Origin of the sequence: Agrobacterium sp. SORGH_AS_0745, assembly GCF_030818995.1 — a bacterium.
Lineage (GTDB): Bacteria > Pseudomonadota > Alphaproteobacteria > Rhizobiales > Rhizobiaceae > Agrobacterium > Agrobacterium tumefaciens.
The window spans coordinates 124747-139078 of sequence record NZ_JAUTBI010000003.1 but is presented as its reverse complement, the minus strand read 5'-3'; the positions used below and the strand labels follow the sequence as shown (position 1 = coordinate 139078).

11 protein-coding genes are annotated in these 14332 nt (G+C 56.8%); 4 read left to right on the top strand and 7 right to left on the bottom strand.

The window, feature by feature from the left end; translation table 11 throughout:
* Window positions 1–407: 407 nt before the first annotated feature.
* Window positions 408–1301 carry a hypothetical protein gene (locus tag QE432_RS10615; RefSeq protein ID WP_306624187.1) on the bottom strand — a complete coding sequence of 298 codons (894 nt, stop codon included), beginning with the start codon at window positions 1299–1301 and terminating at the stop codon, window positions 408–410.
* Window positions 1302–1943: 642 nt separating this feature from the next.
* On the opposite strand from QE432_RS10615, the gene QE432_RS10610 reads away from it, so the two are divergent.
* Together QE432_RS10610 and QE432_RS10605 are read left to right on the top strand one after the other, a co-directional pair.
* A complete protein-coding gene (locus tag QE432_RS10610) occupies window positions 1944–2822 on the top strand; it encodes a hypothetical protein (RefSeq protein ID WP_306624185.1) in 879 nt (292 codons plus the stop codon).
* A complete protein-coding gene (locus tag QE432_RS10605; protein WP_306624183.1) occupies window positions 2819–3715 on the top strand; it encodes an abortive infection family protein in 897 nt (298 codons plus the stop codon). The genes QE432_RS10610 and QE432_RS10605 overlap by 4 nt, the downstream gene beginning before the upstream one ends.
* Before the next feature lie 52 nt (window positions 3716–3767).
* Here the strand turns inward: QE432_RS10605 and QE432_RS10600 are convergent, their stop codons facing one another.
* Window positions 3768–4265 (bottom strand): GNAT family N-acetyltransferase, encoded by a 498-nt coding sequence (locus QE432_RS10600; RefSeq protein WP_306624182.1) that lies wholly within the window; start codon window positions 4263–4265, stop codon window positions 3768–3770.
* Between the two features lie 286 nt (window positions 4266–4551).
* Here QE432_RS10600 and QE432_RS10595 point away from each other — a divergent pair, with 286 nt between their 5' ends.
* A complete protein-coding gene (locus QE432_RS10595) occupies window positions 4552–5322 on the top strand; it encodes a competence protein CoiA (protein ID WP_306624180.1) in 771 nt (256 codons plus the stop codon).
* 874 nt (window positions 5323–6196) lie between these two features.
* On the opposite strand, the gene QE432_RS10590 is transcribed toward QE432_RS10595, so the two are convergent.
* The 5 genes from QE432_RS10590 to QE432_RS10570 all read right to left on the bottom strand — a co-directional run bounded on the left by QE432_RS10590 (window position 6197) and on the right by QE432_RS10570 (window position 12640).
* The gene (locus tag QE432_RS10590; RefSeq protein WP_306624178.1) at window positions 6197–8404 is read right to left on the bottom strand and encodes a TniQ family protein; all 2208 of its coding nucleotides are present in this window, start codon (window positions 8402–8404) and stop codon (window positions 6197–6199) included.
* Complete coding sequence (locus QE432_RS10585) at window positions 8389–9351, bottom strand: TniB family NTP-binding protein (RefSeq protein ID WP_306624176.1); 963 nt, start codon at window positions 9349–9351, stop codon at window positions 8389–8391. Before QE432_RS10585 ends, QE432_RS10590 begins: the two co-directional genes overlap by 16 nt.
* Window positions 9352–9362: 11 nt before the next feature.
* Window positions 9363–11579 (bottom strand): hypothetical protein, encoded by a 2217-nt coding sequence (locus QE432_RS10580; RefSeq protein ID WP_306624174.1) that lies wholly within the window; start codon window positions 11577–11579, stop codon window positions 9363–9365.
* Between the two features lie 3 nt (window positions 11580–11582).
* Window positions 11583–12377, bottom strand: a complete 795-nt coding sequence (locus QE432_RS10575) for a hypothetical protein (protein WP_306624172.1) — start codon at window positions 12375–12377, stop codon at window positions 11583–11585.
* A gap of 83 nt (window positions 12378–12460) precedes the next feature.
* Window positions 12461–12640: a hypothetical protein gene (locus QE432_RS10570; protein WP_306624170.1), complete on the bottom strand. Its 180-nt coding sequence runs from the start codon at window positions 12638–12640 to the stop codon at window positions 12461–12463.
* A gap of 646 nt (window positions 12641–13286) precedes the next feature.
* Between QE432_RS10570 and QE432_RS10565 the strand changes: the two genes are divergently transcribed.
* Window positions 13287–14282: a hypothetical protein gene (locus tag QE432_RS10565; protein ID WP_306624168.1), complete on the top strand. Its 996-nt coding sequence runs from the start codon at window positions 13287–13289 to the stop codon at window positions 14280–14282.
* The last annotated feature ends 50 nt before the right edge of the window (window positions 14283–14332 follow it).

The window sequence follows — 14332 nt, the reverse complement described above, 5'->3', positions numbered from 1 at the left end:
GTACCGATCAACGATGAACATTGCTTTCTCAGCATCGCGTCGATCGCAGTCGGATAGTCGATGGGAGGATCCTGGTAGGATCTGCGTTCCGTTCGTTCCAACCGGGATGATCCGGCCGTATTTTTCCAGCCACCTCATCCCCGCATTGCTTAGTGTGATCTGCTCGTTGCTTTCGAGCCGAACGAACACGGCCAGTTTGCGCGACTCCAAAGTGAGCTGGATCCACTCTTTGAAGCGCGCTTCGGTGTAGCTTGTCCGATCCTCGTTGAAGATCAGCACTGTGTTCCCGGGCCGAAACTCGAAAAGTTGTCCATCAACTTCCCCGGGCTTTACCTGGGGAAGGCCAAGGTCATGTGCTGTCAGCACAGGCTGCATGAACTCGAAGTGCCTGCTCGCAAAAGACATGATCAAATCCTCCGCGAGACAGTCGAGGACGTCGATAGCGGCTTTGACATGTCGAGGTCGATTTTGCCGAGGTAGCAGAGCCTCAGACATGCGCTGAAGACGACGTCGACGCCAGCTACAGGTTCCGCGGAAGAACGAGCGTCGTCGCCCCATCGCTCGACGAGAACGTTCAATGGCAACATATTCGACAGCTCCTCGATGGTGATCGGAAGCGGCTGTTCGAGGATGCTCCGTTCGATGATCGTGAGATCGACTTCGCCGCGGCTCGGCCGATTCGCGTGGAGGAGATTGCGGTTGAAGAACCGTGGCTGCTTCAGGATCTGCGTCGCCCACATCATCTCGTAGGAAGCACTACAGTCCTCCTTGAGCGAAATCATAAGCTCGCGGTGGCGGTCGTTGTCGCGTCTGGGATCAAGGTCGTGCATGAAATCGATGAAGCAGACGCTGCCGTCCCGGCGAAGAGTGGCAATATCCGGAATGTGATCCTTCCATTCGACCGTGGCTTCGGGATTGCGGCCGAGGTAGCGGATCGTCAGCGGATATGGCGAGATCGCAACTACGTCTGGATCCCCGTCCATGAGCGCGAGACCGTGGAACATCCATTCGTTTCTGGTGACGATCGAGTTCCCAGTTCGATACTTCCCTGTGGTGAACTTGGATCGGCCGTGACCTCTCACACGGGGCGGAAACGTCACGCGAGGCTCGTGGTGCTGCGAGAAGATGTGATCGAAGGTGCGCCGGAGGTGCTCCCGATACCAGACGGTCGCGTGCGGAAGGCACTGCAGGAGTACCTTGTAGTCGTCCTCCGTTGATCGCTTCTTGTCATCCGATGGCAGTGGCTTCGCGACCCGGTAGGGCTTCCTGCCCGAGGGCCGCTTAGTGTGAATGCCTTTCATTTCGCATGCTCCCTTTCTTTACATGGAAGAAAGACAGCTCGACGCTGTTCGCCCGGGTGCCGGGCGACGGAGTGATCAACGGCCGCAGTCGGTCCAGCAGACTTTTAGTGATCCCGCAGGATTCGAAATCCTGAGGTCTCAGCTTCATGTTTCGGACGCGAAGACTTTTGGCATGGCTGATCATCGGCAACACCTCTCCGTTCGCGCTCCCGCTGTTCGGAAGCGACGTCGACGAACTATCTGTTGAAATCGGTCAAGCGATGTGGACACCACCGGACGCAGGCGGGAGGGTCCCACAAGCCGAGCCCCATCGCAAGCCAGCGATTCGCTTAACTACTTGTAATTATTGAGCTAAAGGACCCGCCATCGAACGTTTTCGTGCAAGTATTTCTCCAGACGCGAATCCTTTGCCGTTGACCGACAGAGGCGCTGCAGAAAGTAGATCCAAGCTCAAATGAGGATTGGAACTGGCGCCAAATGTACAACGGCCAAACCACCTATGGCCTGCGGAGGCGTGCCAAGGGTATCAGTCGGACAGATCTGCTGTTCAGGAGTCTTTGCGTGGCGTGCGAAAGCGCGGCGTCAAGCTCGCGGAAGGATTGCTATTCGTATTCGCACCGAATGCATGGCCACGTTCCCTTCATGGAATCCGCAGAGGCGTGCAGCGGTGACTTCATGCACCGCCGGATGGAGATTATCGCGCTAACGCTTATGTTCCCTTTTTGTTCGATCGTCAATGGGGCTCCGGCAAGTTTTTCCGGCTCTCGGGCAGCAGCAAATGGATGTCTTCGTCCGTCCGGGTGGATATCCATTGCCAAACCGCTCACCAACGAGAATATTCCGGCGGTGATGATCCACCTGGAGGGCGGCATGGGAGTGCCAGATCGATTTGCTATCGAATATCCGCGCCGAGCGCTCGAGCTCATCGAAATGCTCGAGGCATCCGCGCGGGAGAAGAGCCTGCTGGGTTCATTTGGCCTTTTGGCAGCGTCTGCGGTCCTGACGATCCCATTCGAGCGTATGCGCACAGGTCATTTCCTGCACGATGACAAGCGCGATGGAGACCTGGTGAAAAATCTAAAGGCGCTCGAGAAGGCCGAGTTTTTGAAAGCGCCATTTTGGCAAAAGCCGCCGGACGGCGGCAAATGGCGACAGTCCCGCATCGTGAACACCGTCGAGAAGGTACATAATTGGATGGATCAGGACGGCCGCGATCCCCGTTGGGAGGAGGCCAATACAATCCAGACACGTAAAGCCAGCGAGGTGTTACGTGTGCTCCGCAACGCCCTAGCGCATGGCAACATCATCTATCTCGACAAGGATGGCCAAGAGATCGCCGGAAATCAGATGGTGTATATGGCCTTCCTCTCGCGTTACGAGGAGACCCCGGAACAACGCGAACAGGCTGAAACCTACAGGGTTGTGATCACGACCGAGGAAGCCTTCTTGCACTTCGTGAAATCCTGGGCCGAATGGATTGGCGGTCTCGATCTTGATCGACGAGTGGCTTCGGCAGCATGAGCGGGCGATTTTCTCCTTTTGTGATAAAGGCGCTGACGGACGTCATAACGGGTGGCGCTGGCCAGGGACCCGATGTCACCGAGCCGATCGGGATCTACCGGAGCGGCCCTAAGATAGAGGCACTGTTTCTCGACTGCGGTCTGGACATGCGCATTGGGAATAGTTCGCGGGTTCCTGCCACGACGCAATTCCTGCGTGACCTCGCCAACCGATGGGACGACGATGACGCAATGAAGCGGGTCATCCTGCGTGTGTGCGATTCTCGGGAGTATCTCTCCGCGCCCGACAAGGCCGTTGCTGTCCGACAACATGTGAACGCCGCGCTGGAGGCCGATGGTCTGGCCGTTACCATTGTCAGTGGGACTGCGCATTTGGTGGAGCGCACCGCCGCTGGTCTCATCGTAGAGCCTTTCATCAGCAAGGTCGAGAAGTTGGATTTTGACACCGTGCAGATCGAAATCGCTCGAGCGCTGCCAAGTATCAGCGCCGACCCGGAAGATGCGGTCACAGCAGCATGCTCGCTTATTGAAGCGGTATGTCGCTCGATCTTGATTGAACTCGGATTGCCGCTCCCGCCAAAGCGCGACATCGACGGATTGCTCAAAGCCGTGCAAGAGCCATTGGGCCTCTCGCCGGGCCGCACGGATCTGCCCGCCGAGATCGAGCTAGATGTTCGTCAGGTGCTCGGCGGCCTTACGTCTGTCACCAAGGGTATCGGCGCCCTCCGCACCCATGGCGGCGACGCTCACGGGCGTGAGAAGGGATTCCGCCGGATTGATCCTCGCATCGCTCGTCTGGGCCTCAATTCTGCGAGTTCGATCGCGCTATTCCTGATCGAAACCTGGGAAATCAAGCAGCATCGCCACCTGCCTCAACACAGCGAGGAGGCTTGAGCGATCAGAGTGGCTACGCGGGCGCTGGCCCGTCAGCCGCCATGGCAAAGGTTCATGAAGAAGGTTTCGAGGATATCTTCAAGATGCCTTGGACGGGCCTCTCCATGACGAAGTGAGTAGGAGTACGTCCAACTTCCACGAAACCATGTCGTCGGTAGAGACTGGCGACTGGGTTCCACAAAAGAGCTTCCAATCGAACCGGAAGGCCTTTCTCGTCTGCAAGTTGGAGGCAGTGGGCAAGAACCCTCGAACCAATGCCAATGCCTCGAAATGAGTCGATCAGGTAGAATTCGCCGAAGCGGATGAATTCCGGAAGCAACTGAAGCGAAAGCGTGCCGATCGGCCGCCCATTCAGCTCGATCTGACAGAACGGCTTTTCACGCAGTCGCCGGGCGTGGACACCGCGCTGGAACTCATCATCCCAACCCCACCGGTGTATGATGTGAGGGCCTAGCGCCTGCTTTTTCGCCTGGAATGCAAACTCGGTTTCCTCGGCGGTTGGCTCGAGGCTCCGGAATTTTAGATCAGGGTGCAGGTCCGGAACGATCATCGCGCAAGACTACCTCCCAGCAAGGTGCCCGTCACCCAGAATGATGGATCCTGCCGTCAGGATCTCTCGCAATTGGAATTCTGTTGAGAGGCTATGCATCAGCATTGATCTCGTTGTATCGCCCGGTTACGGTTCGATTATTCGTCAGGCGGATCCGACGGATAAGAAGATGAGGCAGCCGAAACTGCCTGAAGAAGCTCCAAGCGGTATCCAAGCCGCCCGCCACTTTCCCTTGTGAAACGAGCACGCGCCGTGATCGGTGAAGCTATGGCTATTGGAGATTACAATGAAGTTCGCCGTCGTAGATGGAGTCCGCCGGGAAGCAGCGCCGGGTCTCATCGGAACCTGCCCTGGATGCGAAGCACCCGTGATGCCGAAATGCGGAGAGATACGGCTCCATCACTGGGCGCACCGGAGCACCGTGTTGTGCGATCCATGGCGCGAGCCGGAGACCGAATGGCATCGCGCCTGGAAAAACCTCTTTCCTCTCGAGTGGCAGGAGATTTGGCATCGAGCATCTGATGGCGTCATCCACATCGCGGACGTGAAGACCGCCACAGGCGCGGTGCTGGAGTTCCAGCACTCTCCAATCTCGCGAGAGGAGAGGATGTCCAGAGAAGCGTTCTATCGTCCGATGGCATGGGTGGCGGACGGCACCCGGCTGAAAAGAGACCTATCCGCCTTCTGCGATGCGCTGACCTATGCCCGCTCCGCCGAAACGAAATTAAGGGCTTGGATCATTCCGCTGGGGGTGTGTGCGATCGTCGACCGATGGGCGGATAGTCGATGCCCGGTGTTCCTCGATTTCGGAGACGTCGAGTTTCCACCGCGATGGCTTCCCGCGACTGGCCTTCTATGGTGGCTAGGGTGCGTTCCCAAGATGGGCGCGGTGGCGACGCCCGTGCTCAGACAAAGTGTTGTCGACCACTACCTCACAGGGGCATCCATTCGAGGGCTGGCAAGGATCGAGCTGCGCAGGCCATCGAGGTCGCGGTCCGGAATGCCTGCCTTCGAAGCCAATCTGGCACGGAAGCAGGCGCGGAAGCCGCGGTTTTGAGTAAACCGCGTCGAACGGCGGGGCGGCGAATGATGCAGGATTCGCTGACCGCGCCTTCGATGGATTCGGCTTCGAATTCCATGATTAACCGTCGCCCGACTTACCGAACAGACCGACGGCTGTGTGCTTTTCCGAGCCCGGAATTCTTGTCAAGACAGCCTAGGCTCCATAGGGATTGAAGCCGAATCCACGAGCCACCAGCATCGCAAAAAGATCTTCTTGTCACAGCCGATGATATACGAAATTATTCGTTCGATAATCTGAGTCGCAGCGCCGTCGAATTAAATTACATTTGAATATACTTCATTGGAAAGAAAGTAATGATACCTTGCGGATCCGCGAATCTTCTCTCGGCGACGCGAAAATTTTCTTAAGAAAATTTTCAATGGTCCAAAGTGTGATGACTGCTACTTTCAGGACTCAGTCCTTTCATCACGCCAAAAGGTCGCGAGGGAAAGTTGGGCAGGATAGGAGGCGCAAACAGGCGGGCGACTACTCTCCAGTTCAATTTCACCTGGAATAACGTCATTGCGGAAAACGCCGAACGCCGCGCGCCTTTAGGCCGCGCGTTCATTGCTTTCATTCAGTTTTCTGGAAGCCGGTGTACGCTGTTGGCAAGCTAGTGCACGCTGATGCCAAGCGTTACATAAATTTAGAGCGACACATATGTCCGGATTCTCTCTCTTTGAAAACACTGCATAATCGGTATGCGCTGCCACCAAATCCCCGGACGGCTGCACCATGAGCCCGGACGAGATCAAGCGCAAACACCATGAACCCGGATTCTTCTCCACACGGCCGTCAGCCAGAATCTCACGCATGAAAAAGGGGCCGCCGTAATCATCACGGCGGCCCCTTGCACGAGACTGGATATCTAGGATTTGCAACGCTTGATGTCTCTTTTCAACCAGCGTCCCTCCTGTATCGGAATGAGCTTCCGGATATGCCAGTGAACGGCATCAAGTGCGAAACGAACGACCTTTATGTCGTCATCAGTTTGCATGCTGAACGAAGCAATTTCTGTCACCCCATCCATGGACCATGTGAAGCCTTTCAGTGCATGGACAAAAAGTTCGCGATTGCCGTCAAATGCCGGCCACTCCCGCCGACTGTTTGGAGAGAACGTCTTCGTCACCAAGACGCGATCTTCATCGGCAACGAAGGAAAAGGAGGCCCTTCTGCTCGCAAGGTAGATTTGTTGGGGCCAAGTAGCGATCTCCATGGGCATATGGAAGGCACTGTAGCCTTGCTCATACGCAAGCTTGAACCTTGTCCAGACATCCTGGGCAGCCGGAGATGCCGGAATGTGCTTGCCAACGAGGCGTTCGATATCGGCGCGAGCGACGATCGGTTCATACCGCGATCCCTGCGTATCGAAAAGCAGCGGTACACCAAGGTCTCTCGCGATCGGCTTGACATTTCGCACGGACGTTCCGAGTTCGCGGTGGAACAGCGACAGCTTCGCGTGCTTGCGGTGGAAGATTTCCACGGACTCGCGATCGAGCCAAGGAGGATTTTGTCGCGAGTGGCGGATGAAGCCCAGCTTGGTCACGTATGAGAGCGTAGTCGGATGGATGGAGGTCGTCACGGCGGCTTCTGTCACAGTCATGCAGTCGGGCGGCGGCTTGTGCCATCGCGGTCGACGGCGCTGCGGCTTCGCGAGATCCCGGATATGAAGTCGCCATCCCGCAACTCCAATCCGTCCGGGTACAATGTTTGCCAGCGTGAGAGCACCGCTGAGCACTCGTTCGACGACATCGTGGGTCTCGCTTCCTTCCCTCTGCGAAAACGTTCCGACAGTATAAACCGAATGGGTTTCGCCACTCATGGGCAGGGATTCAAAACTTCTCAGAAGTGCGTCGACATCGGCCTTCGGAACAAGTCCTTTCGTCCCCTGGCCGTGTCCGGTGAGGGCATATCCTCGAAGCCGGCCGTTCTCGATCAGCCCGCTGACTACACGCCGGGTGCAACCAAGAATTTTTGCAACTACTTGCGGCGAGATCAGGTCCTTCACGAAGCTGTCGATTTCAGCGACCTGATCCATATCGAAGTAGCTAATGCGACCACGCGCCAACGGCATATCGATAGACCTGAGGATGTGCTTCATAGCAAGCTTTGGAAGCTCGTGACGCTCACAGAGCTCTACCAAGCTCTGCTCTCGGCGCTTCGCTTCGAGGCCGCGGGTGGCTGAACGCTTCAACCGGCCGTTTCCTACCAAGACGGTTTTCATGGCGCGGTCAATCAATTGGCCAATCTCACGGTTTCGGCCGCCACGCCCGATCCAACCGAAGGCGACGGCGCCTTGGTTTCGAAGCGCCTGATCGGTATTCTTCAACAACCACGTCTCGAGACCTAGCTGCAATTCAGACATCTCCCCTTTGAGTAGGTCGAATCCGGAACTCCAATCACGGTCCCGCGCGCGCGGCGCCGTCAATGAGTAACTGTTGGAAACGACACGTCCGAGGATTGCGGAGTGGTCGATTACCCGGTCCAGCGGAATGTCATCGAGCAGTGGTCGGGCAAGTTCGGCTGCCCAGCCCAGTCGCTGCATGATGTAGTATTCAAAGGATTCCGTGTCGACGTTCCGCTTGCTGAACTGTCCGCACTCGACTCCATATCGATCCACCGCGAGAAGTGGCCAAGACCATACGTGATGCCGACCGCGTGAGTTCTTCCTGACGAGACCAGAGCGGTGAAGCGGACAGTGCTGGAAACAGGCGAGGTCCCACCACATGCGATGATGTGGAGACTCTTCGATGCAGGCCGGGCAAAACCTCCTAAACGTGATGCTGAGATTATGGTGCATCAGACGCTGTCCACTCAGCATCACGAAGTCGCGCGACCTTACAGGCGTGCAGCGAAGAATTCGAGTTCTCGCTTCCTCGGGCATTGGCATGTTCCGGACGAGCTTCGCCGATCTCGAGTAGATGGATCCAGTCCGCTCGTCCATCACCCTGTCGAGGTAGACGTTGGCCGACTTATGGAACTCCTCCCCAATGCGGCGGAGGACATAGCCATGCGCAGGCTCTGCATCACGGGGTTCCGAATAGAAGCTGAATGGATCTCTCATGCGGTCGTGCATGATGCGCCCTCCTTTCCTTCAGGAGCCAGCTTGGTGAAATACCTGTAGGTGTCCTCCTGAAAGCGGTCCTCCGCCTCGGCCCTGAGGTGCCTGAGCTCGATCGTGTCTGACCCATCCGCGATCGCCATGATTGCCGCATCGACCACGATGTTCATGACTAAGCCGATGACCCCGTTGGAGATCCTCCAGAAATCCGCGACTACGCATTCGGCTGTCAGGACGGACGGACGTCGGAAGGGCAGGCGTTTATCAATCGAATTCATCATGTTCCAGAACGATTTGCCATTGCTCTGGATCGGCTTCACGAGGTGCTTGGGGAACGCGCCTCGGCGTAAGAGATGTCCATTCTGCTGCATGTATTCGTGAATTGATTTCTCGCCGCTGAGGACGACGTTCATTCTTCCGGTGTCAATGATACGCTTGATGAAGTCGAAGAAATCATTTGCGAGACGGTGGTAAAGCATGAACTGTGCATCATCGAAGATCACAAGCTCCGTTTCACCGCGCACCAGCCTGTCGATCGATGCATCCTTGGCATCGTCCATGTTGTGATAACTCACGGAAACTGCTCCGGCGGCACGCTGGAGAGTATTCGTCACGGACTTAATGGTCGGTTTTGCACCCACCGGAACGTAGACCACCGGGAACCGCTTGCCCGTCTCTGTGATCTCCACTGGATAGAGGGATGTATAGGACTGGCAGGCGTAGCTCTTGCCCGCCCTGATCTCGCCCAGCATCCCAATAACCCGGCCGCGGGAATGGCCGCCTCTAGGGTTCGGGCGATGTCGCTTGCCGATGAATGCAACAGCCTCTTCGTATGGAGCAAACGGAACTAGAAGATGCCGAACCATGTCTTCCCGTTCGATGTCGGGAAGGAGGCTCGCCTCCCGGCGAGCCTCCGCGGTTTCGAACGCGGTCTTATGGAACTGAGGAATGTCAAAGTTCATCTCGGCCTCCCTCACACGTCATAGCCATCGGCGTCATCATCATGGTCGGTGACCACGACATCCGCCGGAACTGCTGCGTTAGCCGGAATCCCCATAGCCGCCGGAAGGATCGCTTTTGCACGTGAGGATTTCAGAGGCTTCGGCCGGACTGTTTCCGGATTCGCAAGATCCATGAGATCAGCGCCGCTGGTGAGAGTGGACATGTCGATGATCCGTGATGCACCGAACTTGCCGACCTGGCTTTCGAAGAATTGGGCCAGCTTGCGCGCAATCTCGTACTTCCGGCGGCTACGCTTGAGATCGAGGATTTCCTGCGCAAGAGCATCCTGGGCCTCGATGAGGTCGAGAGCGCTTTTCAGCTTCTTGTTCTGCTCGCGACGGAAGTCCATGATCCGCCGATGTTGGAACAAGCGCAGTCCAGGCGCGTACTTAGCGCCAGCGCCCTGAGCGACGAGCTCGATCATCTTGTTCCTGTACGGATCCTCGAGCCAGACATGGCCGACGTCATTAGGGTTACGGACCAGCCGATACTTCTTGCCCTTGAAATGCTTCGGGTTCGTTCTGACCAGCATCAGTTCGGGGCTGGAGTAGTGGATGAAGTCCTTCCGAACACCGTCCAACTGGATAGTCACCATGGTCGAGAGACCGGCGAGGCGAGCGAAGATATCCCTGTCGATCAGTGGTCGCCGCGGCGCCTTCCGAATTCCCTCACGCCAAAGGTCTGCCGGAACGGCCTCGACAGCGTTGGTTTCGCCGAGTCCCACCCTGGGTTCGAAGACGTGGATGTTGCAGAAGTAGTGAGCCAGGAAGCCGCGGAACTCGCTGAACTTCAAGATAGGCATCGCCTTTTCCTTTTCCTTGTCGTACTTCTTCCGCTCCGCAGGCGAGGAGGTCGTAGCCCCCGATAGCGAATGCACGAAGTTGTCTCCGAGGATCCGGAACAATCGTTCCAACGCGCCCTTCATCCATGGCGAACCCGGGCGGTACTCGACAAGCTTGTAACCGATCTGACGGGCCGCGTTCTCGGCATCCTTCTGGATAAGGGGCTGCTCGTTATCCACGCCGAGCGCGAACGGGAAACCTCCGAATTCATACTCCATGCCGTCCGGCAGATCGGTTTTCTCGAAGATCGCGTGCTGCAGGGCTTCAAGGAATAGGGTGAATGAAGGATTCCCGAAACCGACCGACCACCCCAGCGGGATGCCTGTGAAGCGGTCGCGCAGAAGGCAGAGCCATGGCTTGCCGAAAGCGATGTCGAGTTCGTCATCGATGATGATGATCGGGGCCTGAGCAAAATCGACATCCACCCGTTCCAAAGGGGCCGTCGCCCGGATCTGCCGCAGGTAGTCAGCATGAACCCTCTGGGCATAATCTGGGCCATAGACGAGGAGGTCTTTGATGTAGTGATTGCATCCCTTGATGGTCCGTGACAGGAAGCCCTGCTTAAGCAGGAAGTGACCGTCGACATCGACGACGAACTTCCTGAGGTGTTGGTACTTCTCTCCGGTCTTTACGAGACGTTTGATCTCGGACCTCACCATCTTCCAGGTTCCGAGCGCGGCGATGGTTGTGAACACCGCTTCCCGGACGAGATCGTAGAGTTCGGCATGAAAGCGCTTTGTGCGGTTGCCGACCCTCTTCTTTGGCATCTGGTTCAGCAGCCGATCGAACTGGCTACCTTCCCGATCAGCCTTCAACCGTTCAAAGGTCTGCGAGCGTCCGAGAGGCGGCCGTCCAATTTCAGCCGAGATATTTTCCATCAATACCTGCATCTGTGGCCATTTGAGCCTCCGACCTCGTCGAACCTCCTCCTCGAGAATTGCGTCGATCATCCGCGTCTTCCAATTGGAAAACGCGATGTCGTCGTCGGAATAGCTCAGAGAGGCGCCGGGCAAGTTCTTCGTCGGGTCTTCCGTCAGCGGCCTGATACGACGCTCGGATTGCAGGTGGGCGATCTTCCAGTCCGAAAGCAGGAGCGATTGACTGGACCCCGTGTGGACAAGATGCAGCATCTTCTTCGATGAGGTTGTGGTCGGAACGTAGCCGTTCGTGAGAAAAAGACCGAACTTTCTTTTGTCCTCGTCCAGGATCATGATGCGCGTTCGATCCCTGATGTCGAAGGTCTGTTCGGTAGCGGATCCAGATCCTTCCGGGATCTGGTGGATATCGAGTTCGTCGATCGTCTGGATTTCACGTAGACCCATCGGAATTTCGATTTCATTAGACATGGCTCAAGCCTTTCTGGTTACGATCGAGTTGATCGAGAGGGGGAGGGAATGGTCGAGGCGGACTTTCCCCACAGCGGCTAGCTGAAGGACGGCTGTGTAGACGGGATTCACGTCACGCATGATCTTCGCCGCTTGGGGTGGCTCGTCAGGAAAGCGGGAGGCCATTGCGTTCTGTGGCAAGCGGCGCATGAGCTGACCGATCGAAGCCGGAAGGTTCCCCAAAAGGATCAGCTTCCGGATCTCCACGATGCCAGGATGCTGCCCCTTCTGCTGCATGTGTTTCCAGATCTCGCAGACGTTGTGCCACCGGGGTTGCAGATGGATTGAGGACTCGTCGTGCCAGACATACGTGGCATCCAGCTCGAGAAGTGCCGCCGCGATCGCTTCTTTGCGCCGCTTGAGAACAGGCTTACGTCGGCGTTTCTGGATGTTGATAGGCTCATAGTCGATCACGATCACCCGTCCGCTGATGTCGACAAGAGCCAGATCAGGGACATGAGTGCGGGTTGCCAGTTGCCCGTTGCTTCGTCTGAACTCGTACGTCACCTCCAGTGGATACTCGGCGACGCGGATGATCTCGGGTGTTACGTCGATATGAGTCAGTCCATCCGCCATGAGCGGCAGGCGTGCTCGGATCATGCCTTTTCTGGCGGCCTTAGGGGTCGGATGGTTGACGACGATCGTCGTATGCCGAGCCCTCTTCTTGAACTCGCGCTTAGGTTCATGCTTTGGTCCGAAAATCGTGCGCCACATGTCGTCGATCGCATTTTCACGAGATTTCATCTGTGTCGTAGGCATAGTGTCTCCATTCGCGCTCATCGGTTGGCGCGTTTCTGAGTTTGGAATTGTGGGGGTGTTGGGTGCGGCGCAGGCGCCGCGAGCTAGATGTCGTCGGTAGGTATTATGGTGAAGGATGACTTCGGTTCAGGGACGGCCGCGGCCTCTACACCGCGGGATTGTTGCTTCCGCACCTTCTCGAACTCGACGAGAAACCACTCTTCGAGTTCGGCCATCGTCATCTCTTCGTGGATATGCTGTCTCTTCTGTTTCTTGTTCCGCATGGCAAAGCTTCTCCGTTCACGCCCCGTATCGTTTCCGGCAGCGTGTTGAATGGGTTGATCTGGATGCCTGCTCTGTCTAGTGGCCGCAGCCATTCGACGGACACAGCGGACCACAAGAAAGAGGAATAGTGAAGCCCCCTCCCAGATGCCGAATCCTTGAGAACTTTCTGATATCGCTGGGCTATTCGATTTCGGTCGTCGCAGATGACGCGTTTCTAGCCCCAAGGACTCCGGAACGAATCCATCGGAAAATCCTTGCCGGAAGTAACCTTGAAGAATCTTCCAGAAATTCGAATCCTTCGACCCAAGCAAAAGCCGACTTTACTTGCAGCCGTGCGATAGCGAGCGCCGATGGCTCGAAACGTGCTCTGGAAGGATTCGAAAGGGGGCTTGCGAGGGACGGCGCAGCGCAGTGGAAACCGCGCCCTGCGACAGGATTCAACACGCCGTCAGCGGCGACCTATTCGTATTCGCATCATCATATCCGCCTCCATCATGGATCGGTGCCGCCTCTCGGGCGCGGATGCATATGTTCCTGGTTTGTTCGATTTGTCAAGGGGAGACCGGTATTAATGATGCCGGTCCATTGGCGCCCTTCATCTTCCGGGATAGCTTCACCTAGAGTGATTCAGCGAGGCGACAACCCGTGACAGACGGCGATGGCATAGGTGCAAAGGGGTACGAGATAGATGGGCTTCCAGTTTGGTATCACCCGCTTCGATACGATGCCTGGTTCGGTTTGAGCGAGGTCCAGCGGACCAATCTCCGGCAGCGGATACGAGCAGAGCAGGTAACGGCTGGTTTGGATGTGAGCGACGCTTCCGTTGAGGAGCTATATAGGAAGCTCGAATATGCGGACCGTCGCAAGGACGGTGAGAGAGCCCGATTTCACCTCAGCCAAATAAGGCGCCATCACCTCGAGAACGGCGGCATCATCTTTGATATGGCGACCCTCGGGCCACATCTGGAGGCGACCTGGTCAGACGGCATCAGCCTCAAGAACGTTTTCCCATTCAGAACAGGCATCTACGTCCATGTCGGCGAGACCCTCGAATACGACCGGGGAAACCCGGCATCCCTGATCGAAGGCTTCTATATCACCCACACCGACAGCCCGGTTCGCGGTTGGATGCTGACCTTCGTAACGAACTATCCCGAGTGGGATCAGCGCGAACACCACATGCCCTCGCACACGCTGGCAAACTTCAACCGCTTCATCGCATTCACGATACCCGAGGATGCCGATATCGCGACACTGAACTACAAGACGCTCAACATCATCGGCGACAAGGCGCTCGCGAAGAAGGCCAGCCTCTGGCATCTGGCCCGGTTGGCGACCAACGCGATGCTTTATCTATCGCGGTCGCGACCAGACATTCAGGGTACGATGTCTACCTTTCGAGTGGAGACGTCCGGAACGAAACGCACCGAAATCTACGAATGTGGGTGCGACGAGGTCGACTGGAACATCGACTGGTCGAATACGACCCTGTTCCCAGGACGATGGATCGTGGATGACGAGGGTGCGGCGGGGAGGCCGATGGTGACGCGCTGGATCCCGCCGAAGGTCGTCCGGCCGGAGAACAGGGATGCCTATCTGTCCGAGGGCGGGAAAGTGCTTGAGTTCAAGGGGAAGCGGTAGGTGCCATGCCGCAGGTAGATCCGCTTCCAGAAAATTTGCGGATGATACCG